The sequence below is a fragment of the Streptomyces sp. NPDC044984 genome, assembly GCF_040646935.1.
Taxonomy (GTDB): domain Bacteria; phylum Actinomycetota; class Actinomycetes; order Streptomycetales; family Streptomycetaceae; genus Streptomyces.
On sequence record NZ_JBEZBE010000027.1, the window covers coordinates 93,192 to 114,565 of the forward strand.

At 74.4% G+C, this 21,374-nt stretch carries 13 protein-coding genes; 7 read left to right on the forward strand and 6 right to left on the reverse strand.

Going from position 1 to position 21,374, the window contains the following annotated elements:
• Nucleotides 1–22: 22 nt before the first annotated feature.
• The 4 genes from AB0A94_RS26990 to AB0A94_RS27005 form a co-directional block, all read right to left on the reverse strand.
• Entirely contained in the window at nucleotides 23–922 is a 900-nt protein-coding gene (locus AB0A94_RS26990) for an NAD-dependent protein deacetylase (protein WP_361748433.1), read from the reverse strand.
• Nucleotides 923–981: 59 nt separating this feature from the next.
• The gene (locus AB0A94_RS26995; RefSeq protein ID WP_361748435.1) at nucleotides 982–1,470 is read right to left on the reverse strand and encodes a DinB family protein; all 489 of its coding nucleotides are present in this window, start codon (nucleotides 1,468–1,470) and stop codon (nucleotides 982–984) included.
• A gap of 29 nt (nucleotides 1,471–1,499) precedes the next feature.
• Nucleotides 1,500–2,126, reverse strand: a complete 627-nt coding sequence (locus AB0A94_RS27000; protein ID WP_361748437.1) for a class I SAM-dependent methyltransferase — start codon at nucleotides 2,124–2,126, stop codon at nucleotides 1,500–1,502.
• Between the two features lie 114 nt (nucleotides 2,127–2,240).
• Nucleotides 2,241–2,456, reverse strand: a complete 216-nt coding sequence (locus AB0A94_RS27005) for a hypothetical protein (RefSeq protein ID WP_361748439.1) — start codon at nucleotides 2,454–2,456, stop codon at nucleotides 2,241–2,243.
• Between the two features lie 574 nt (nucleotides 2,457–3,030).
• Here AB0A94_RS27005 and AB0A94_RS27010 point away from each other — a divergent pair.
• From AB0A94_RS27010 to AB0A94_RS27040, 7 genes are all read left to right on the forward strand, one after another.
• The gene (locus tag AB0A94_RS27010) at nucleotides 3,031–6,054 is read left to right on the forward strand and encodes a glycosyl hydrolase (RefSeq protein ID WP_361748441.1); all 3,024 of its coding nucleotides are present in this window, start codon (nucleotides 3,031–3,033) and stop codon (nucleotides 6,052–6,054) included.
• Nucleotides 6,055–6,339: 285 nt separating this feature from the next.
• A complete protein-coding gene (locus AB0A94_RS27015) occupies nucleotides 6,340–8,931 on the forward strand; it encodes a beta-L-arabinofuranosidase domain-containing protein (RefSeq protein WP_361748443.1) in 2,592 nt (863 codons plus the stop codon).
• A gap of 133 nt (nucleotides 8,932–9,064) precedes the next feature.
• Complete coding sequence (locus AB0A94_RS27020) at nucleotides 9,065–12,427, forward strand: glycosylhydrolase-like jelly roll fold domain-containing protein (protein ID WP_361748446.1); 3,363 nt, start codon at nucleotides 9,065–9,067, stop codon at nucleotides 12,425–12,427.
• An 89-nt stretch (nucleotides 12,428–12,516) separates the two neighbouring features.
• Nucleotides 12,517–15,765 (forward strand): family 78 glycoside hydrolase catalytic domain, encoded by a 3,249-nt coding sequence (locus tag AB0A94_RS27025; RefSeq protein WP_361748448.1) that lies wholly within the window; start codon nucleotides 12,517–12,519, stop codon nucleotides 15,763–15,765.
• A gap of 192 nt (nucleotides 15,766–15,957) precedes the next feature.
• Complete coding sequence (locus tag AB0A94_RS27030; protein WP_361748490.1) at nucleotides 15,958–16,413, forward strand: DoxX family protein; 456 nt, start codon at nucleotides 15,958–15,960, stop codon at nucleotides 16,411–16,413.
• Between the two features lie 113 nt (nucleotides 16,414–16,526).
• Nucleotides 16,527–16,892: a transglycosylase family protein gene (locus AB0A94_RS27035; RefSeq protein WP_361748450.1), complete on the forward strand. Its 366-nt coding sequence runs from the start codon at nucleotides 16,527–16,529 to the stop codon at nucleotides 16,890–16,892.
• A 79-nt stretch (nucleotides 16,893–16,971) separates the two neighbouring features.
• Nucleotides 16,972–18,075 (forward strand): P1 family peptidase, encoded by a 1,104-nt coding sequence (locus tag AB0A94_RS27040; protein ID WP_361748452.1) that lies wholly within the window; start codon nucleotides 16,972–16,974, stop codon nucleotides 18,073–18,075.
• A 91-nt stretch (nucleotides 18,076–18,166) separates the two neighbouring features.
• Here AB0A94_RS27040 and AB0A94_RS27045 read toward each other — a convergent pair whose 3' ends face one another.
• Complete coding sequence (locus AB0A94_RS27045) at nucleotides 18,167–20,230, reverse strand: SpoIIE family protein phosphatase (protein ID WP_361748454.1); 2,064 nt, start codon at nucleotides 20,228–20,230, stop codon at nucleotides 18,167–18,169.
• Nucleotides 20,231–20,573: 343 nt separating this feature from the next.
• Nucleotides 20,574–21,320 (reverse strand): polysaccharide deacetylase family protein, encoded by a 747-nt coding sequence (locus AB0A94_RS27050; RefSeq protein WP_361748456.1) that lies wholly within the window; start codon nucleotides 21,318–21,320, stop codon nucleotides 20,574–20,576.
• Nucleotides 21,321–21,374: the final 54 nt, after the last annotated feature.

Genomic DNA, 21,374 nt, shown 5'->3' on the forward strand with positions numbered 1-21,374 from the left:
GGACGGAGACGGAGGCAGCCGCTCAGGCCGCCGTCCGCCCGTCCACCGGGATGCCCAGCCGGTCGGCCACGGTGGTGAGGACCGTTCCCAGGGGGAGCGCGACCCGGGTGACGGCGTGCCGGTCGCCCCGGGTCGGGTCCCGGTTGACGATCAGTACCGGTGTGCCGGCCTGGGCGGCCTGGCGGACGAACCGCAGCCCGGACATCACCGTCAGCGACGATCCCAGGACGAGCAGCGAGGCCGCCTCACGGACCAGCGCGCGGCAGTGCTCGACCCGCTGCGGCGGCACGTTCTCACCGAAGAACACCACGTCCGGCTTGAGGACGCCGCCGCAGACCGCGCAGGGCACCACGCGGAAGTCCCCGACCTGTTCGTCGGTGAGGTCGGCGTCACCGTCGGGGTTGATCCCCGCGGCCACCGGCGCGAAGCCCGGGTTGGCCTCCTCCAGCCGCCGGGCGAGTGCGCGGCGCGGGCTGCGGGCGCCGCAGGAGAGGCAGACGACCCGGTCCAGGCCGCCGTGGAGCTCCACGACGCCCTCGCTGCCGGAGGCCTGGTGCAGGCCGTCGACGTTCTGCGTGATCACACCCGAGAGCAGGCCGTGCCGCCCGAACGCGGCCACGGCCCGGTGCCCGGCGTTGGGCAGGGCGCGGCGGAAGGTGCGCCAGCCGAGGTGGCTGCGCGCCCAGTACCGGCGCCGTGCCCGCTCGCTGCCGGTGAAGTCCTGGTAGGTCATCGGCGTGTGGCGGCTCAGACTCCCGCCCTCGCCCCGGTAGTCGGGGATGCCCGACTCGGTGGAGAGGCCCGCCCCGCTGAGCACCACCACACCGCCGGTGCCCAGCGCGGCGGCGACCGGCCCCGGGTCCGTGGAGCCCGGCGGCAGGTCTTCTTCGGGGGTCCAGCTCAGAGTGGGGCGCATGCGCATGCCGCCAGGGTACGGAACACGGCCCGCGCCGTGCCGGTGCGGCGGCACCCGGGGGCGGGTCAGCGTCCGGTCGCCCCGTCGATCAGTTCACGGAGGATGTCCGCGTGGCCTGCGTGGCGGCCGGTCTCCTCGATCATGTGGGTGAGCGCCCAGCGGACGCTCGGAGCGGGGCCGTTCGACCGGGGACGGGGGAGGGGTGCGCCGAGGTCGGCGCACGCGTCGAGCACGTCGTTCGCCCGGGCGACCGCCTCCCGGTAGCGGGTGACGACATCGGCCACGCTGTCGGTGGGTGCGGCGTGGAAGGTGGCCTGCCGGTCGCCGACCCGGTCCCCGAGGAACGTGGCCCGCTCGACGGACGTGAGGTGGTGGAGCAGCCCGAGCAGGTTGGTGCCCGAGGGCACCGAGGCGGTCCGGACCTGCGGTTCGGGGGCGTCCTCGACCTTCGCTGCGACGGAGTTCCGCAGGTGGTCGAGGAAGCCGCGCAGCACCTCGGTCTCGCTGCTTCCGGCGCGGGGCGGCGGGGTGGCGCCCCGGCTTCCGCGGCGCATGGTTCCTCCTCGTGCGGGGCGGGCCCCGGTCAGGCCGTGCGGCGGACGATCAGGACGTGGTCGGTGACCTCGGCGGTCCGCCCGTCCGGTCCGGTCGCGACCCGGCGGGGCGAGTCGGCCCGCTCGACCGTCCAGACCGCCGGGTCCAGGCCGATGTCCGCGGCGACCTCCCGCGGGGCCGGGTACCGGACGTCGGGGTCCTGGTTCCACGACCACGGAGCGGTCGACCCGTGGTCGACGACCAACAGCCGCCCGCCGGGCCGCAGGGCGTGCGCGGCCCTCCGCAGCACGGCCGCCCGGTCCAGGTCGAGGGGAGTGTGCAGATAGTGGGCGCAGACGACGTCGAACGCACCGTCCGGGAACGACTCCCGCAGGTCGTGCCGCCGGGCGGTGATCCGGTCGGCCAGGCCGTGCGAGACGGCGAGCGAGGCGAGGCGCTCGACCGCCACGGCCGAGACGTCGACGGCGGTGACGCGCCACCCCTGGCGGGCCAGCCACAGTGCGTCGCCACCGGCACCGCATCCGAGGTCCAGCACGTCGCCGGGCGGCAGATCCGCGAGGGTCTCGGTGAGGCGTGCGTTCGGCCGCGGATCGGTGGCCGCCGGCCGGGCCGCGTAGACGTCGTCCCAGAACCTGACCGCGTCGTCGGTACTCATGCAGGGCTCCTTCTGCTGGGGGGAACGCGTCCGAGCCTCGCCCGGTCCACGGCGGACCGCCAAGAGATGTTGCCGTTCCGGCAAGACACCGGTGGAGTCCGCCGGTGGAGTCCCTCATTCGAGGGCCTGGTAGGCGGACGGCGGATGGACGAGTTCGGGGTGCTCCACCGGGTACCGGCCACCGTGGATCGCCGGCATCGCCCAGTGCCAGGCCTCGTCGTGGAGGACCAGGCCGCGGTGGGCACGGTCCGCCGGCTCGTACGGGTAGCACTCCAGGGCCGCTCCGTGGCTTGTGCGGGCGTCAGGCCGCCGTAATGCCGCATCACCCATGCGTAGGCACGCCGTTCGGCGTGCAAGTGGTCCAGGTACTCCGCCTCGCTCCATGTCATGGCCGAAACCCCAGGGGCGTGCTCACCCGGGTGGCGGCCCGACGCCGGGCCGCCGTCCCGCCGGTGGCGTGAACGCGCCCCTTTCCCGTGTGGAGTTGATCGCGGAAGCGAAGGGGACACCCCCGTTCGAGCCGATCGTCACGGGGGGTCCGCCGGTGGGGCCGGACCACTTCTGGTCGTGGAGCCCGCAGTGGGGGCGGCCGCCGACCGGGCCGAGACCCTCCGCCCCGACGCGGACGCGCCGGAATCGCCCTCGCTCCTGTGCACCCGCGAACGGGGTGCGTGGAGTCCGGCCGGCAGGAGGCGCCGACGGTCACGCTCCTGAGCCGCGGACCCCGTCGATCTCGTCCGCGTGCGTCACCGGTTCCGGAGAACACCTCGCGTCCCACACCTTGACCCCTTCGAACCGCGCGGTTTAGCGTTCCCGCGTTCGGTAGCGATTGAAACGATTCAATGCTTGTGAACTTCTCTGGGGTGCACTCATGTACGACGAATCCGTCCCGCAGCGTGGCGGGATGTCCAGGCGCACGGTCCTGACCGCGGCGGTGACCGCGGGGACCGCGGCCGCCCTCGGCGCGGCCTCACCCGGCGCCGCCGCGACTCCCGCCTCCACCGCCGCCGCGACCTCCGCCGACGGCGCCGTCGCGACTCCCGCCGCCGGAGGCGCCGGACCGACCGCCGACTGGTTCGCCGCCCCCGCCCGGTCGGTGCGTCCGAAGTTCCGGTGGTGGTGGCCGGACGGTCTGGTGGACCCGGACGAGATAGCCCGCGAGATCGACCAGATCGCGGACGCGGGCTTCGGCGGAGCCGAGATCGCTGCCGTGCACCACAGCATCAAGGACAAGTCGCTGCTCGACACCGCCCGTCACGGCTGGGGCGGCAGACCCTGGCGGGACGGCGTCGAGGCGGCCCTGCGCCGGGCGGCGAGACGCGGCCTCACCGTGGACCTCACCCTCGGCCCGAGCTGGCCCGCGGCCGTCCCCGGTATCACCCCCGACGACGAGGCCGCGACCCAGGAACTCGTCCACGGCCGGGTCCCGCTGACCGGCGGCGCCACCTACCGCGGACCGGTGCCCCCGCCCGCGCACAAGGCCGCCCCCGGCGTCACCCGTGAGCACCTCGTCGCCGTCCAGGCGGCCCGGGTGGACACCGCCAACTCCACCCGCAAGGAGACCGGGCTCGCCCCCGACAGCGTCCGCGACCTGACCGGCACCGTCACCGACGGCACCCTGACGTGGACGGCGCCCGCCGAGGGCGACTGGGTGCTGATCTCGTACTGGCGGCGCGGCTCGGGACAGCAGCCCGAATCCGGACCCCACACCGCCCCCGCCGCCTACGTGGTCGACCACCTCGGCGAGGCCGGCACCGCCGCCGTCACCGACTTCTGGGACCGCCACATCCTGACCGGCTCCCTGCGGCGCCTGCTCGAAGCCGCGGGCGGTGCCTTCTTCGAGGACTCCGTGGAACTGGAGACCGACGGACTGGTCTGGACGCGGCGGCTGCCGGAGGAGTTCGAGAAGCGCACGGGCCGCCCCCTGCTGCCCCACCTGCCCGCCGTCGTCCTCGACAACAGCAACCAGGTGTTCGCCTTCGACGCCCAGCTGACCCGGCAGATCCGGCACGACTTCTGGGCCACCGTGTCCGACCTGTTCAACCGCCACCACGTGCGCGCCCTCAGGGACTGGGCGCACGGCTTCGGCATGTCCCTGCGCGCCCAGCCCTACGGCCTGCAGACCGACTCCATCGCCTCCGCCGCGATCCTCGACATCGCCGAGGGCGAGTCCCTGGGCTTCAAGAACCTCGACGACTACCGCTGCCTGGCCGGCGGCCGGGACATGGCTGGGCACACCGTGCTCTCCTGCGAGTCGGGCGCCTACAACGGCTCCGCCTACAGCACCACCTGGGACCGCGTGCTGCGCACCATGGGCGGCGCCTACGCGGCCGGCGTCAACCAGACCGTCCTGCACGGCTTCTCCTACGCGAAGGCCCCGGAGTCGCAGTGGCCGGGCTTCGCCGCCTTCAGCCCTTACAACGGCACCGCCGGCTACAGCGAGTCCTGGGGTCCCCGCCAGCCCACCTGGCGGCACGCCGAGGACGTCTCCGGCTACCTCGGCCGCGTCCACCAGGTCCTCCAGGCCGGCACGGTCCGCGCGGACGTCGCCGTCTTCCGGCAGACCGGCTACTCCGCCACCGGCATCGGCGCGTCCTGGTTCACCTCGACCGGCGTCCCGCTCGGATGGACCCACCAGTTCCTCAGCGGCCCGCTGCTCGACCTGCCGAACGCCAGGGTGTCCGGCGGCCGGCTCGCCCCGGACGGTCCGGCCTACAAGGCCCTGTTCGTCGAGGGCGACTTCTTCCACGGCTCCACCCCGACCCTCGCCCTGGCCGACGCCCGCAAGCTGCTCCGCTTCGCCGAGGCCGGGCTGCCCACGGTGTTCCTCGGCGCCTTCGACCAGGCGCTCACGCCGGGCGTGCCGGAGCCGGGCGAGACGGAGCGGCTGCGGGACGTGCTGGCCCGCCTGCTCGCCCTGCCCAACGTGGTCCGGGTCACCGACAAGACGGCGGTCGGCGACGCGCTCACGTCCCTCGGCGTCACCCCCGACGCCCGCTACTCCACCGCCTCCACGCTCCTCAACGCCCACCGGGTGACGGACCGGGCGGACTTCTACTACCTGTGCAACGGCAAGCACGCCGAGACAGTCAAGCCGCCCGTCGCCGCGATCGACCACGACGTCACCCTGCGCTGCACCCGCGGCCGCGCGTTCGTGCCCTACCTCCTCGACCCCTGGACGGGCAGGGCCGAACGCGCCGCGCGGTACACGCGGCAGGGCGACGAGGTCACCCTGCGCGTCGCGCTGCGGCCCGGCCAGACCACGATCGTGGCGCTGGGACGGCCGGGGCTCTTCGGGGACCGGAACGGCGACCGTCCGCACGCCGTCTCCTCGGACGCCGACGAGGTGCTGTTCACCCGTGGCGGGCTCACCGTGCGGGCCGGCGCCGGGGGCACGTACCGGACCCGGCTGTCGCAGGGCCGCACGGTCACCACCACCCTCCCGGCCGTGCCCGCCGCGATCGAGCCGGACCGGTGGCACCTCGACGTGGACGACTGGTTCCCCGGCGCCGACGCGACCCGGACCGAGACCGTGCGCCGCAGCGTCGTCCTCGACACCCTGCTGCCCTGGTCGCGCATCCCCGAACTGGCGGACTCGGCCGGCGTCGGCACGTACCGCACCACCGTCGTGCTCCCGGACGACTGGACCTCCTCCCACGGCGCCGTGCTGGACCTGGGACAGGTCAGCGACACCTTCCGGGTGACGGTCAACGGACGGTCCTCGGGCCCCGCCGACCGCCTGTGCCCCGTCATCGACGTCGGTCCGCTGCTGCGGCGGGGCGAGAACACCCTCGAGATCGAGGTGGCGACACCGCTGGTGAACCGCCTGAGGACGACCCGTCCGGAGGTCTTCGGCGGAGTCGCCCGCCAGGACCACGGACTCGTGGGCCCGGTCCGCCTGGTGCCGTACGCCCAGACCACCCTCTGATTGAACGTTTCAATCCTCTCGATTCCCGCCGGGGTCACCCGGCCGTGAGACAGCCGCCGCGCGGACGGTGCCCACGCCCGTCCGCGCGGCGGCATGCCCGCGTGCGTCCAACTCCCGCACGTCACAGGGGTAATTGTCGCCCCACGTGCATCCTGTGAGAACTCTTGACGCTCGCCATGGCGGCGCTTAGCGTCTGCGCCCAGTCGAGTAAAACGATTCAACTCCCGTCGGTCTCCCCGTTCCTGACCCACCCGCCGTCGTTGCCAGTGAAGGGAGCCCTGTGCCATGCCCGCATTCTCCGGCAGGCCCGCCCCGTCCAGACGCCAGGTCCTGTTCACCGCATCCGCCGCGGCCGCCGCGGCGGTGACGACACCCCCGTCCCCGGCCGCCGCGGCACCCGCACCCGCACCGGCGTCCGTGCCCGCCGGACGGTCCGGCGCGACCGGCCCGGAGCCGGCGCTGGACGAGTTCGCGCTCTCCGAAGTCCGGCTGCTCGAGGGCCCGTTCCTCGCCAACATGCGCCGCACCTGCGCCTATCTGCTCTTCGTCGACACCGACCGGCTGCTGCACACCTTCCGGCTGAACGTCGGCCTGCCGTCGTCGGCACAACCCTGCGGCGGCTGGGAGGCCCCCACCGTCCAGCTGCGCGGCCACACCACCGGGCACCTGCTCAGCGCCCTGGCCCAGGCCCACGCCGGCACCGGCGACCGCGCCTACGCGGACAAGGCCCGCACGCTCGTCTCGGCGCTGGCCGAGTGCCAGCGGGCGGCACCGTCGGCCGGCTTCCACCGGGGCTACCTCTCCGCGTTCCCGGAGACGGTCTTCGACCAGCTGGAGGCCGGCGGGAAGCCGTGGGCGCCCTACTACACGCTGCACAAGATCATGGCCGGCCTGCTGGACCAGTACCGGCTGGCCGGTGACGCACAGGCCCTGGACGTCCTGCTGGAGATGGCCGCCTGGGCCGAGGCCCGCACCGCGCCGCTGTCCCGCGAGCGGATGCAGAGCGTGCTGAAGGTCGAGTTCGGCGGCATGAACGACGTCCTCACCCGGCTGTACCTGGTGACCGGCGACCCGGTGCACCTGCGCACCGCGCGGCGCTTCGACCACGACGAGCTGTACGCGCCGCTGGCCGCCGGCCGCGACGAACTCGCCGGCCGCCACGCCAACACGGAGATCGCCAAGGTGGTCGGCGCCGTGCCGGGCTACGAGGCCACCGGCGAGCGGCGGTACCTGGACATCGCCGACACCTTCTGGACCACCGTCGTACGCGACCACTCGTACGCCATCGGAGGCAACTCCGACAAGGAACTCTTCGGTCCTCCCGGCGAGATCGTCAGCCGGCTCTCGACGGTCACCTGCGAGAACTGCAACAGCTACAACATGCTCAAGCTCGGCCGCCACCTCTTCCGCCACCGCCCCGAGCGCGCCGACTACCTGGACCACTACGAGTGGACCCTCTACAACCAGATGCTCGCCGAGCAGGACCCCGACTCCGAGCACGGCTTCGTCACCTACTACACGGGGCTGTGGGCCGGGTCGCAGCGCGAGCCCAAGGGCGGACTGGGCGCCGCCCCCGGCAGCTACAGCGGGGACTACGACAACTTCTCCTGCGACCACGGCACCGGCCTGGAGACGCACACCAAGTTCGCCGACACCGTCTACTTCCGCTCCCGCGGCACCCGCCGGCCCGAGCTGTACGTCAACCTGTTCATCCCCTCCGAAGTGCGCTGGACGCAGACGGGGGTGACGCTGCGTCAGGAGACGGAGTACCCCGCCGGCGACCGCACCCGCCTCACCGTCACCGCCGGACAGGCGCGTTTCACCCTGCGGATCCGCGTCCCCGCGTGGGTCGCCGACGGCGACGGGCGGCGGGCCGTGCTGAAGGTCAACGGCCGCACCGCCGGGGCACCGCTCGAACCGGGCACCTACGCCACCGTCACCCGCCACTGGCGCACCGGGGACACCGTGGAACTCGTCCTGCCACGCGTCCCGGTCTGGCGCCCCGCGCCCGACAACCCGCAGGTGGCATCGTTGTCATACGGTCCGCTGGTGCTGGCCGGGACCTACGGCGGCACCGGCCTGGCGACCCTGCCCGTCATCCACCCGGGCACCCTGCGCCGGACGCCCGGCGAGCGCACCGCGTTCAGCGCGGTCGCGGACGGCGCCCGCGTCTCCCTGCGCCCCTTCCACGAGGTCCACCACCAGCACTACAACGTGTACTGGGCCGTCCCGCCGCGGCCCGCGCCCGCACGGGACGTGGCCCGCTACCCCCTCGACGAGGGCAGCGGCACCTCGGCCGCCGACCGCACCGGAACCTTCGCCGACGCCTCCCTCGCGGGCGGCGCCGCCTGGAGCACCGACGGCGGCGTGACCGCCGTGGCCCTCGACGGACGCGACGGCCACATCGCGCTTCCCGCCGGACTGCCCAGCGGACTGGACGAGCTGACCGTGTCCGTACGCGTCCGGGTGGACGCCCTCGTCCCGTCCGCGCGCGTCTTCGACCTCGGCTACCACAAGGACACCTACCTCTTCCTCGCCGCGACCACGGGCGCCGGCCGCGCCCGCGCGGCCCTGAAGATCTCCGGCATGGAGCGGGAGGACGTCGTCGACGCCACCGGCCCGCTGCCCACCGGCCGCTGGGTCCACGTGGCCCTCACCCTCGGCGGCGGCACCGGCGTGCTCTACGTCGACGGAGCCGAAGCGGGCCGCAACCCGGCCATGGTGGCCGGCCCCCTCCTCCTCGGCCGCACCAGCCGCAACTTCCTCGGCCGCTCGCAGAACGGCACCCACCCCCACCTGCGGGGGGCGTTCCGCGACTTCCGGCTGCGCAACCGGGCCCTCACCGCCGACGAGGTACGCCAGCTCGCCCAGGGCTGAGCGACGCCGGCCCGCCCGCCCCACCACCACCCACTCCTGGAGCCGCGCCATGCCCGAAGAGGCGACACCCCGACCCACCGAAAGCACCGAAAGCACCGAAAGCACCGAAGGCGCCCTTTCCAGACGCCGGTTCGTGGCCGCCGCCGGTGCCGCCGGCGCCCTGGTCGCCGTGGGCCTGCCCGAGGCCGCCCACGCCACCGAGGCGTCCACCACTTCCGCGGGAGCCGACCGGCACGCCTTCTCGCCCCGGCACTTCGCCGACCCGCGCCGCGACAGCCGCCCCACCGTCTACTGGTACTGGAACGGCCCCGTCACCCCCGACCTGGTCGACCGCCAGATGGCGGACCTCCGGGACAAGGGCATGTACGAGGTCGTCCTCTTCTCCTTCGACAACGCCGAGATGCGCCCGGTGTTCTTCACCGAGGAGTGGTTCGACATCGTGAGCCACGTCCTGCGCACCGCCGAACGCACCGGCATGCGCGTGTGGTTGTTCAACGACGACCACTTCCCCAGCGGACGCGCCGGGGAGTTCATCGTCAAGGGCGGACAGGTCGGCGGCCGCACCTACTCCCCCCGGCCCGACCTGCGCCTGAAGGCACTGGCCCGCTCGACCACCGTGGTGCGCGGCCCGGCCGCCGTCGACCTGCGCCGCAGCACCGGAGTCGGCGTCGAGGCGGGACGCCTGGTGGCCGACGCCGCCGTGCTCCACGGCGCCACCGTCCTGCGCGACAGCGCGGGCTGGGCCGACTACACCGTCACCGGCAGCGCCAAGGCCGAACACGGCGCGGCCGGCCTCGTCGTGCGCGGCTCGGCCGACGCGCGCGCCGGGTACGCCGTCACCTTCGACCAGACCGGCGTGGTCACCGTCCACCGCCTCACCCCCGGCGCCGAACCGGCCGAACTGCTGCGCAGCACCCGCACCGACGGCTTCAACAGGACCAAGTACCACACCCTGCGGGTCACCGTCCGCGCCGACAGCGTGCACGTCACGCTCGACGGCCGGGACAAGGGCACCGTCCAGGACTCCGCCCACGCCACGGGCGGCGCCGGCGTGCGCGCCGTCGACGACCAGCGCGCCCTCTGGGAGAACCTCACCGTCGAGGACGCCGACGGCGCCGTCCTGTACGACTCGGCCTTCGACGAGCCCTCCGCCGCCCGCGCCTTCCCCGAAAAGGACCTGTCCGCCGAGCACTTCACGCTCGCCGCCGCGGCGGCACGCCCCCTGGGCGCGGCCGACCCGGCCGACGTCACCGACCTCACGGGCCGGCTGACCGGCGACCACACCTGGCAGGTGCCGGCGGGGGAGTGGCAGGTGGACCTCTTCGGCGGGGTCCTCCTGGTCGACGACTCCCAGGGATACAGCCGCAGTTACGTCGACCTGCTCGACGACGAACCGGTCGAGCTGTTCCTGGACATCGTCCCCGCCGAGTACCACCGCCGCTTCGGACGGTACTTCGGCACGGTCGTCCCCGGCTTCTGGGACGACGAGCCCTTCTTCGCCTCCGCCGAGGCCCACTTCAAGCGCCTGCCGTGGTCACCCTCCCTCGAAGGGGCCCTGCGCGCCGTCGGAGTCACCCCCGGCGCCGCCTACGCCGCCGCCTTCGACGACCTCGGCCGCACGGGCCGCACCGTCCGCGGCCGCTACTGGCAGGCCGTCTCCGACCGCTTCGCCAAGGCCTTCGAGAAGCAGGCGCGGCTGTACGACGAGTGGGGCGTCGCCCTCATCACCAACCCGCTCTACGACGAGACCGCCCCCGCCAAGCGCATCGTCACCACCGGCGACCTGCACAAGGTCAACCAGTGGGCGCAGGTGCCCGGCGGCGACATCATCACCGCCGAGTACGTGGCCGGCGAGCCCACCATGATCCCCCGCAACCCGGTCTCCGTCGCCCACCAGATGGGCCGCGAACGGGCCCTGCTGGAGATGTTCGGCAACATGGGCTGGCAGGTCACCCCCGCCTTCGTGCGCGCGACCGTGGGCGCGCAGGCGGCCCGCGGCGTCAACCTGACGGTGCTGCACGCGCTGTGGACCGACGAGACCCGCGTGTACTTCCCGCCGCCGTTCGGCCCGCGCGCCCCCTGGTGGTGGGCGATGCGCCCGCTCGCCGAGTGGATCGGACGGCTCATGGAGGCCGGCCGCGGCACCTCCGCCGCCCGCACCGCGCTGCTGCAACCGCAGCGCGCCGCCGAGCAGGCGACGGGCACCGACCGGCAGGGCGACGTCGACGGCCCGCTCGCCGACGCCGCCTACGCCCTGGAACGCTCCCAGGTCGACTTCGACCTGCTGCACGAGGGAGCCCTCACCGGCGACCCGGCGCTGCGCGCCCACGCCGGAGTCCGGGGAGGCCGGCTCGTGGTCGGTCACGCCGCCTACGACCTGGTGGTCGTTCCCGAGACGCCGACCCTGGACGTGGCCGGCCTGCGGGTGCTGCGCGAGTTCGTCCGCGCGGGCGGCACCGTGATCGCGGTGGGCGCCCTGGACACCGACGAGGCGGACGGCAGCGACCGCAGCCTCGCGCACGGTCTCGCCGACCTCTTCGGCGACCGCGTACCCGGCAGCCGCACCCTCGGGCGCGGACACGCCGTACGCGTCGCGGACACCGGCGCGCTGGGGGCCGCCGCGATCGACGCCGGCACGGCCGCCGCCGTCCTCGACCCGCCCCGGGACGCCGTCCGGGTGCTGCGCGTGCGGCAGGGCGCGGACACCGTCCTCCTGTTCAACAACGAGAGCGGCGAGCGGACCACGACCGTCGCCGGCCTGCCCGCGGCCGGCGTCCCCGAGGTCTGGGACCCGGAGACCGGCACCGGCGGCCCGGCGCCGCTGCACCGCGGCACCAAGGACGGCGTACGGCTCCCGCTGGACCTCGAGCCCTACCAGAGCCTCGTCGTCGTGGTGCGCCCCGGCGTCCGGCACGCACCCCACCTCACGGACTCGCCCCTGCCGGTCCTGGCCGTGGAACGCCGCGGAACGGTGCTCAGGGCCACCGTGGAGGCCGCCGCGCCCGGCACCCACACCCTCACCGGCACCGACGGCGACCACCCGTACCGCGGCACCGTACGCGTCGACGACCCGCTCGACCCCGTCCCGGTGACCGGCGACTGGACGTTCGCCTTCGCCCGCGACGGCGCCACCCCGGTCACCGCTCCGCTGGGCAGCTGGACCGCGCACGACCCGCTGTTCTCCGGCAGTGGCACCTACACCACCACCGTCGACGTCGACACCGACCGGCTGCGCGGACGCCGCGTCCTGCTGGACCTCGGCGACGTGCGCGACGTCGCGGAGGTCACCGTCAACGGCACCGTGCTGCCGCCGCTGCTGTGGGCGCCGTTCGTCGCCGACGTCACCGAGCGGCTGCGCCCCGGCCGCAACACCCTGAGCGTGCGCGTCTCCAACACGCTGTCCAACGAACGCAAAAAGCCGCTGCCGTCCGGCCTGCTCGGCCCCGTGACCCTCCGGTTCCGGCGCCGCGCCACGGTCGAACTCCGGCGCGTCTGAACACCGTTCCGGGACTACGAAGTCCACCGGTCCCATCACCGCGTACCGACCCCCGCCCCCGGTCCCTCCCACACCCGGCAGGAAGCCACATGTCCACACCGCACCCGCACCGCAGACCCGGGTGGTCCGCCGCCCTGGCCGCGGCCACCGCCTTCGTGACCGTGCTGGCCGGCGCGGTCACCGCCGACGCCGCCACCGGCGACGTCTCCCCGACCAGGCTGCGCACCCAGCACCTCACCCAGGCCCTCGGCATCGACGACACCACCCCCGAACTCAGCTGGGAGATCGACGCCGACCGCCCCGGCGCCCGGCAGTCCGCCTACCGGGTGCAGGCCGCCACCTCGCCCCGGCTGCTCCACTCCTCCCGCCCCGACCTGTGGGACTCCGGCCGCGTCGACTCGGCCGTGCCCTCGACCACGTACGACGGGAAGGAACTGGGGTCCCGCACCCGCGTCCACTGGCGCGTCATGCTCTGGTCCGGGCCCGGGCACCGGGACGGCGGCTGGAGCCGCACCGCCGTCTTCGAGACCGGCCTGACGAAGCGATCCGACTGGGGAGCCGACTGGATCACCCACCCCGACTGGCGGTTGAGCAGGCGCACGGCCGAACCCGTCGTCGTACGGCTCCCCAGGACCACCGCCCGTTACGTCCGCCTGGACGTCACCCGGCTCGGCCTGCCGCTCGCCGAGTCCTTCCCCGACCGCACCTGGCGGCTCCAGCTCGGTGAGATCGACCTCCGCGACTCCACCACCTCCGCCACCGGCCTCGCCCGCGGCGCCGCGGTGACCGCGTCCGAGACCGAAACGCTGCGCAAGACCTGGGAACCCGCGCTGACGGTGGACGGCCTGCCCAACAGCGCCCTGCAGACCGCGGCCGGCTACCGCAGCGCCGCGCACACCGGCCCGGACGTCTCCGCCACCCCGGTCACCCTCACCCTCGACCTGAAGTCGGTGAAGACCTTCGACGAGCTGGCCCTGTACCCGCGCGCCGACGTCCTCACCGACGACGGACGCGTCCCCAACTTCCCCGTCGACTACGCGGTCTCCTCCGCCGACGGCGCGACCGGCCCGTTCACCGAGCTCACCCGGGTCACCGGGCAGCGGCCGCCCACCCCGTACCTGCCGGCCGGACTGCCCCTGCTCGCCGACGACTTCACCCTCCCCGAGGCGGTGCGCAGCGCCCGCCTCTACATCGCCGGACTCGGCATCCACGACGCGAGCATCAACGGCGAGCCCGTGGGCGACGCGGTCCTCGAACCCGCCAACACCGACTACGCCGAGCGCGTCCAGTACGCCACCTACGACGTCACCGAACGCCTGCGGCCCGGCGCCAACACCATCGGCGTGGCCCTGGGCAACGGCATGTCCAACGTCGTCAGCACCGCCGACCGCTACCGCAAGCTCTACGGCAACCTCAGCGACCCCAAGCTGATCGCCAGGCTGGAGGTCACCCTGGCCGACGGCCGGGTCCGCACCCTGACCAGCGGGGACGACTGGCGCACCACCCTGGGGCCCACCACCTCCTCGAACTGGTACGGCGGCGAGGACTACGACGCCCGCCGGGAGATCCCCCACTGGGACGAGCCCGTCGGCGACCGCGCCGGCTGGCGGCACGCCACCGAGGTCCCGGGTCCCGGCACCGCCGAGCGGCCCGCCGTGCTCAGCGCCCGCGAGACCGAGCCCATCCGGGTGATCGAGACGCTCCAGGGCCGGGAGGTCGACGGCGCCGACGGCAGCCGCGTCTTCGACCTCGGCCGCAACATCGCCGGCTGGCCGGAGATCACCGTGAGCGCCCCCGAGGGCACCGCGATCCGCGTCTACCCCGCGGAGAGCCTGAAGGACGGCCGCGCCTTCCAGTCCCTCAGCAACGTCGGCGCCCCGCTGTGGGACTCCTACACCGCCCGGGGCCGCGGCGACGAGACCTGGCACCCGCGCTTCAGCTACCACGGCTTCCGCTACCTCGACCTGAGGGGTGTGCCCGAGGGCGCGACGGTGAGCGTGCGCGGACACGTCCTGCACACCGACAACACCTCCGCCGGTGACTTCACCAGCTCCGACCCGCTGATCAACGACATCCACGCGCTGATCCGCCGCTCCATCGAGGGCAACATGATGAGCGTCCTCACCGACTGCCCGAGCCGCGAGAAGCTGGGCTGGCTGGAACAGAACCAGCTGGTCTTCCCCGCCCTCGCCGGCAACTACGACATGCAGGCGTACCTGCGCAAGATCGTCCGCGACATGGCGGACGCGCAGACCACCGAGGGCCTGATCCCGAGCACCGTGCCGGAGTACACCAGCCTGCCCGGCGGCTACCGCAACGACTCCAACTGGGGCGGCGCCTTCGTCCTCGTCCCCTGGCAGCTCTACACCACCTACGGCGACCAGCAGACCCTCGAGACGTACTACCCGCGCATGCGGCAGTACGCGGCCTTCCTGGAGACCCAGGTCAAGGACGGCATCCTCGACTACGGCCTCGGCGACTGGTTCACCCCCGACCGGACCTTCCCGCGCGCCGTGGCCGGCACCTACGGCTACTGGCGGGTCGCCGACGCCCTCAGCCGCATCGCCGGCGTCCTCGGCGACGCGGACGCCGCCGACGAGTACCGCGCCAAGGCCGACGCGAGCGCGAAGGCCCTGTCCGCGAAGTACTACGACACCACCACCGGCACCTTCGGCGGCGGCGGTCACGGGGCCGAGGCGCTCGCCCTCGACATGGGCGCCCACCCGGCGGGGGAGCGGGACCGCCTGCTCACCCACTTCACCACCGCGGTCGAGGACGCGGGCCACCACCTGGTCCTGGGCGAGATCTCCCTGCCCGCCGCCTTCCGGGTCCTCAGCGGGGCGGGGCGCGACGACATCGTGCACGCCGTCGCCACGCAGACCACCAGCCCCAGCTACGGCTACCAGGTACGCGCCGGCAACACCACCCTGGGCGAGTCCTGGGACGGCGGCCCCGGCCAGTCGCAGAACCACTTCATGCTCGGCGCCATCGACTCCTGGTTCACCACCCGGGTCGCCGGCATCGCCCAGACCGCCGACTCCGTCGGCTACGCCGAGCTGCTGATCGACCCGGCCGTCGAGGGCGACATGACCTCGGCGTCGGGCTCCTACCGGACGCCGTACGGCATCGCCCGCAGCGACTGGGCGCGGACGGACGGCCGCTTCCGGCTGACCGTGGACGTCCCCGCCGGCAGCACCGCCGAGGTGCGCGTCCCCGCGGCCGGCGGACGGGCCGAGGCACCGAAGGGAGCGCGCCTGCTGCGCACGTCCGGGGAGGAGGCCGTGTACCAGGTGGGTTCGGGACACTGGACCTTCCGCTCGGCCCCGCCGCGGTCCTGAGCGACGGCTCCTCCCGCCGGGCGGCGACGCGCTGTCGTCGCCGCCCGGCGGGCCGGCCGGCCGCGCACGCACGGCGGTTCGGCTGAACGGGCGGACCGGCGCGCACGTTGGAGAAGGGCAGACGGCCTCGCGCGCGTGACCCCCGGCGCCGGCCCTCTACGTTCCACCGGCCGACGCAAGGAGTACGCGATGATGAGCACCACCCGCCTGAGCGACCGGCTGGCCGGTCACCAACCGCTCGTGCTGGGCCTGTTCCGCATCGTCCTCGGCCTGCTGTTCACCAGCGAGGGCGTCGCCACGGTGTTCGGCGTACTGGACAGGAAGGCCGCCCCGACGGGTGACTGGCCGTTCTGGTACGCGGGCGTGATCGAGCTCGTCTGCGGTGCCCTCGTCCTCCTCGGAGCCGCGACCCGCAGCGCGGCGTTCCTCAGCTCGGGAGCCATGGCCTTCGCCTACTTCACCGAACACCAGGGGGACGGTCTGCTCCCTCTCCAGAACGGCGGCCTGTCACCGGCGTTGTTCTGCTGGGGCTTTCTGCTCCTGGTCTTCTCCGGGCCGGGCGCCCTGTCCCTGACGGGCCTGCTCCGCCCCGGCGGCACCACACCCGCCCCGCCCGGGGACACGGCGGTGCAACCCGCGTCGAGGTAGTGCGCGACCCGGCCGGACCGACGTGGTCGAGGCGGACGACCACGTACCCCGTCCGGGGCAAGGAGGGGATCGTCGGCGTGCCACCGCGCGGTGGCACGGTGTAACAGTTCTTTATGATCTGTAGACGAAACACCCCCACGGGCCCGGTGCGGAACGCGCGTACGAGCCACATCAGGACCGCCGTGCTCGTCATGACCGCCGCGATCGCCCTCGGTACGACCGCCGAGGCGACGGCGTCCCCGTCGGCTCCCCGGGGGACCGACTGGGACGCCATCGCCGCGTGCGAGTCCAGCGGCGACTGGCAGGCGAACACCGGCAACGGCCACTACGGCGGCCTGCAGTTCGCGCAGTCGAGCTGGGTCGCGGCCGGCGGACTCCGGTACGCCCCGCGTGCGGACCTGGCGACCCGTGAGGAACAGATCGCCGTGGCCAGACGCCTGGCCCGGCTCCAGGGAATGTCGGCCTGGTCCTGCGCCTGACTCCCCGCCCCGCGGCGGCGAGCGACGACCGGGCCGGGGACGTCCCCCGGGCGGGGCGGGCCGCGTAACGTCCACCCCCATGGAACACCTGGCTCATCCACAGTCCGCGCCGGGCGCCCGGCGTCGGGCCCGCGACCTCGGCATCGTCATCGGACGCGCCGCCACCGGGCCCCTGAACGCGATCACCGACGTGCCGGGCGTCCGCGTGGGCCACACCACCGTCCGTCAACCCCCCGGCGTGCACAGCGGGGTCACCGCCGTCGTGCCCGATGCCGTCGGCCCCCGCACACCGCTGCCCGCGGGGGTGTTCACCGGCAACGGTTACGGCAAACTCGTCGGCACCACCCAACTCGCCGAACTCGGCACGCTGGAGACGCCGGTGCTGCTCACCTCCACACTGTCGGCCTTCCGCGTCGCCGACGCCCTCGTCGGCTGGATGCTCGAACGGCCCGGGTGCGAGCAGGCGCGGAGCCTCAATCCCGTCGTGGGGGAGTGCAACGACGGCCTCCTGTCCGACATCCGCGCACGGCCCGTCCACGAGGAGCACGTCCGGGCCGCCCTCGACGCGGCGTCCGGCGGGCCGGTCGCCGAGGGCTGCGTCGGCGCGGGAACCGGCACGGTCGCCCTGGGTTTCAAGGCCGGCATCGGGACCGCCTCACGCACGTTGGACCTGGGCGGACGGCGTTTCACGGCGGGCGTCCTGGTGCAGACGAACTTCGGCGGCACCCTGCGCGTCCTGGGCCGCACCGTCACACCCGGGTCCGTGGGCCTCGGAGCCGACGGTCCGGCGTCGGAAGGGGAGACCGGCTCCTGCATGATCGTGGTGGCCACGGACGCCCCTCTCGACGCCCGGCAGCTCACCCGCGTGGCCCGCCGTGCGGTGTTCGCCCTCGCCCGCTCGGGCGCGGCCTACAGCCACGGCAGCGGCGACTACGCCGTGGCCTTCGGCACGCGACCGGGATCCGGCGGGCCCGTGGCCGACGCCGAACTGGGGCCGCTGTTCGAGGCGGTCCTCGACGGCGTCGAGGAGGCGGTGCTCAACTCCCTGCTCGCCGCGCGGACGACCACCGGCTTCAACGGCCACACGGCCCGGGCCCTGCCGGCGGACCGGCTCCTCTCCGTCCTCACGGACGGCCGGTCCGGGCTCGACGAGCCGGGAACCCGTGGGGCGCCACGTCCTTGAGGACGCCGGGTCGCCGGGCCCGGCCCGTCGCCGTGTCACGCCCGGCCGGGCACCCCGCCACCCGCGTGAGTCCGGCCACCTCTCCGCCCCGTCAGCCACGGGGACTGATGAGGAGCAGGGCGATGTCGTCGCCGGGAGTGGGGGCGTGGCGGATGAGGGTGTCGGCCATGGCGTCGAGATCGGCCGGGTCCGCGCGTTCGAGGAGCCCGGCGAGGGCCGCGGTGGCGTCGTCGGGGTCCACTCCGGGGGCTTCGACGAGCCCGTCGGTGTAGAGGGCGAGCACGCAGCCGGGCGGCAGGGGGACCTCCAGGGCCGGGTAGCGGGAGTCCGGTTCGATGCCGAGGAGGAGGCCGGGCGGGACCGGGACGAGTTCGGTGTGCCCGTCGGCATGACGGAGCAGGGGCGGTGGGTGGCCGGCGGTGGCCACGCACGCGCGGTGGGTGGCGAGGCCGAGGTGGACGTAGAGGCAGCTGGTGAACAGGCCCGGCTCGAGGTCGGTGAGCAGGCGGTTGGTGCCGGCCAGGACCTGATCGGGGGCCGAGCCCACGGTGGCGTGGGCGTGGACGGCGGTGCGGACCTGCCCCATGAGCGCCGCGGCGTCCACGTTGTGGCCCTGCACGTCACCGATGGCGGCGCCGGCGGTGTGCTCGTCGAGGCGGATGAGGTCGTAGAAGTCGCCGCCGATGCCCAGGCCCCGGGCTGCCGGGAGGTAGCGTGCGGCGACCTCCAGGCCGGGGACGCGGGGAAGAGTGTGCGGCAGCAGGGCGGACTGCAGGCGGTGGGCGAGGTCGTGTTTGCTGTCGTAGAGGCGGGCGCGGTCCAGGGCCTGCCCGACCAGGCCGGCCAGGGAGGTGAGGACGGAGCGTTCGCCGGGCGGGAAGACGCGGGGCCTCCGGTAGGCGAGGAGGACGGAGCCGATGGGGCGGCCGGAGGCGATCATCGGCAGGAAGGCCCACGCCTCCATCCCGTCCTCGTGCACGGTCGCGGGGTAGGCGCGGTGGAGGTCGGCGAACGTCGTGAAGAAGGCCGGGACGCCGGAGGTGAGGACCCGGGTGGCGGGGACGTCCAGGCTCAGGGGGACGGCGTCGAAGCGGTCCATGACCTCGGCGCGGTAGCCGCGGTAACCGAGGATCTTCAGCCGTCCGTCCTCGGAGGTCATCAGCACCATGCCCTGGGCGCCGAGGGCGGGCAGGAGCTGGTCGGCCGCCTGGTCGACCACGTCCTGCACGCCGACGGCCTCGGTCAGGGTGGCGGCCAGATGCATCAGGTGGTACAGCAGGGTGGCGCGGCTGGGACCCGCGGCCGGCACGGAGGGCGACGCGGGAGTGCCCTCGGACGGGTCGGTGCCGGTGATGCGGACGCTGATGCCGGAGGGATCCGGGTACAGCTCGAAGGAGAGCCCCACGTCCGGGGGACGCAGGACGGTGAACGCCTGCGGCCGGCGGCTGACCAGCGCGGCCCGGTAGCGGTCCTCGACCTGGGGGACGTCCATCCACGGCAGCGCCTCCCACGGCAGGGCACCCACCAGGTCGTCCGGATCACGGCCGAGCAGGTCGGCGGCGCCGGGCGTGACGAAGGTGATGCGTCCGTTCATGTCCAGCGCGCAGGACCCGCCGGGCAGGCGGTCGATGAACGCCGTGTGCGCCGCCGCCTCACCGGGCGGGACGGCGCGCCCGGCCGGCTGCGGCAGGGTCCGCGGCCGACCGGCGGGCAGCAGGGGGTCGCCGCGGTCCGCGGACTGCTGGAGGAGACCGCCCAGACGGTGGCAGCCCGACTCGATGGCATCGCGCTCGGCGCGGCTCAGCCGCGGCGGATGGGCCCCGGGCCACAACAGCACCAGACCGCCCCGGACCCCGTCGCCCGAAGTGACGGGGGCGGCCGACAGCGCGAAGTCGTACGGCAGCACGAGGGCCGGCCTCGGGTACCGGCGCGCCATCTCCTCCTGCCCGCAGATCCACACCAGGCGCCGCTCGCGCACGGCGTCCGCCACCGGCATCGGATCGTTCAGCGCGACCCGCCGCCACGGAGTCGCGAGCTCGTGCGGGGCCCCCGCCACCATCACCAGCCACAGGGCGTCCTCGCCCGGCGGCAGCACGTACAGCAGCCCGCCGTACGCGCCGCTCTCGCGCACCACGGCAGCCATCGCGGTTTCCATCAGCCGCCCACCCGGACCTCACCGGCCTCCCCGTCGGCTGCCGGTGCGCCGGACACGCGGTACCGGATGCCGTGCACCACCGGCCCCGGCGAGGGTGCGTCACACCAGCCGCACCGAACATCGCCCATATGCGGACACTACGCCCAATGTGTCGTAAGGGCATCCAGATGCGGGAGCAGCACGCGACATGACCGCCGGGCCAGGAGTGCGCCGGCGGCGCGGCGCGTGCGTCGCGGAGAGGCCGGCGCCCCGTGTCACCCACGCGGTCGGGCCCACCGCGACCCGCCCGGCACGGGAGGCCGGCTGCCGCCCGTACGGGCGGGCCCGCGGCCGGCCGGGTGGCTCAGCGCGGGGGTACCCCGTGTCCGGAGAGCGTGCCGACCGACAGGCCCGCCTCCCGGCAGCCGTTCACGATGCCGGGCAGGGCGCCCAGCGCGGCCCGCCAGCAGTCCGGGGCCGACATCCGGTCCGAGTCGTGCAGGAGGACGGTGCCGCCCCCGCGCAGCCCGGCCGCGACGGCCGACCGCACCGACGCCGGGGTGGCCCCGGCCGTCCAGTCCCTGCCCCAGGCGGTCCACAGCACCGGCCGCAGGCCCGCCGTACGGGCGGCCGCCCAGCGCCCGGAGGTGAGGATGCCGTAGGGCGGGCGGTACCAGCGGGGGTGCCGGCCCGTCAGCTCCCGCACCGCGCCGGCCGCCCGCAGCAGGGCGCGCGCCTCGTCCGCCGGGGCCGGCCGCCAGGGACGGTCGTGGCTCCAGCCGTGCACGGCCAGTTCGTGCCCGCGGCGGACGGTCTCGCGCACCACGGAGGGATGCCGCACGGCGGCGTCGCCCAGCACGAAGAAGGTCGCCCGGACCCCGAGTTCCTCCAGGGCGTCGAGGAAGCGCGGGGTGGACCCGGGGTCGGGCCCGTCGTCGAAGGTCAGGGCGACATGGGCGGGGTGCCCGACGCCGGCGAGGCGCGGGAAGCGACGGCGCACCACGGGCAGCCAGGTCGCGGCCGGGGCGATGTGCACCGCGGCGACGGCGGTGACGGGAGCCAGCGCCACCGCCGCGCGCCGGGCGGGGGAGTGGGCGGGGGGTGTGGACATCGGCTTCTGGCTCCTTTCCGCACGAGGCGGCCGCTCCGCACGAGGCGGCCGCTC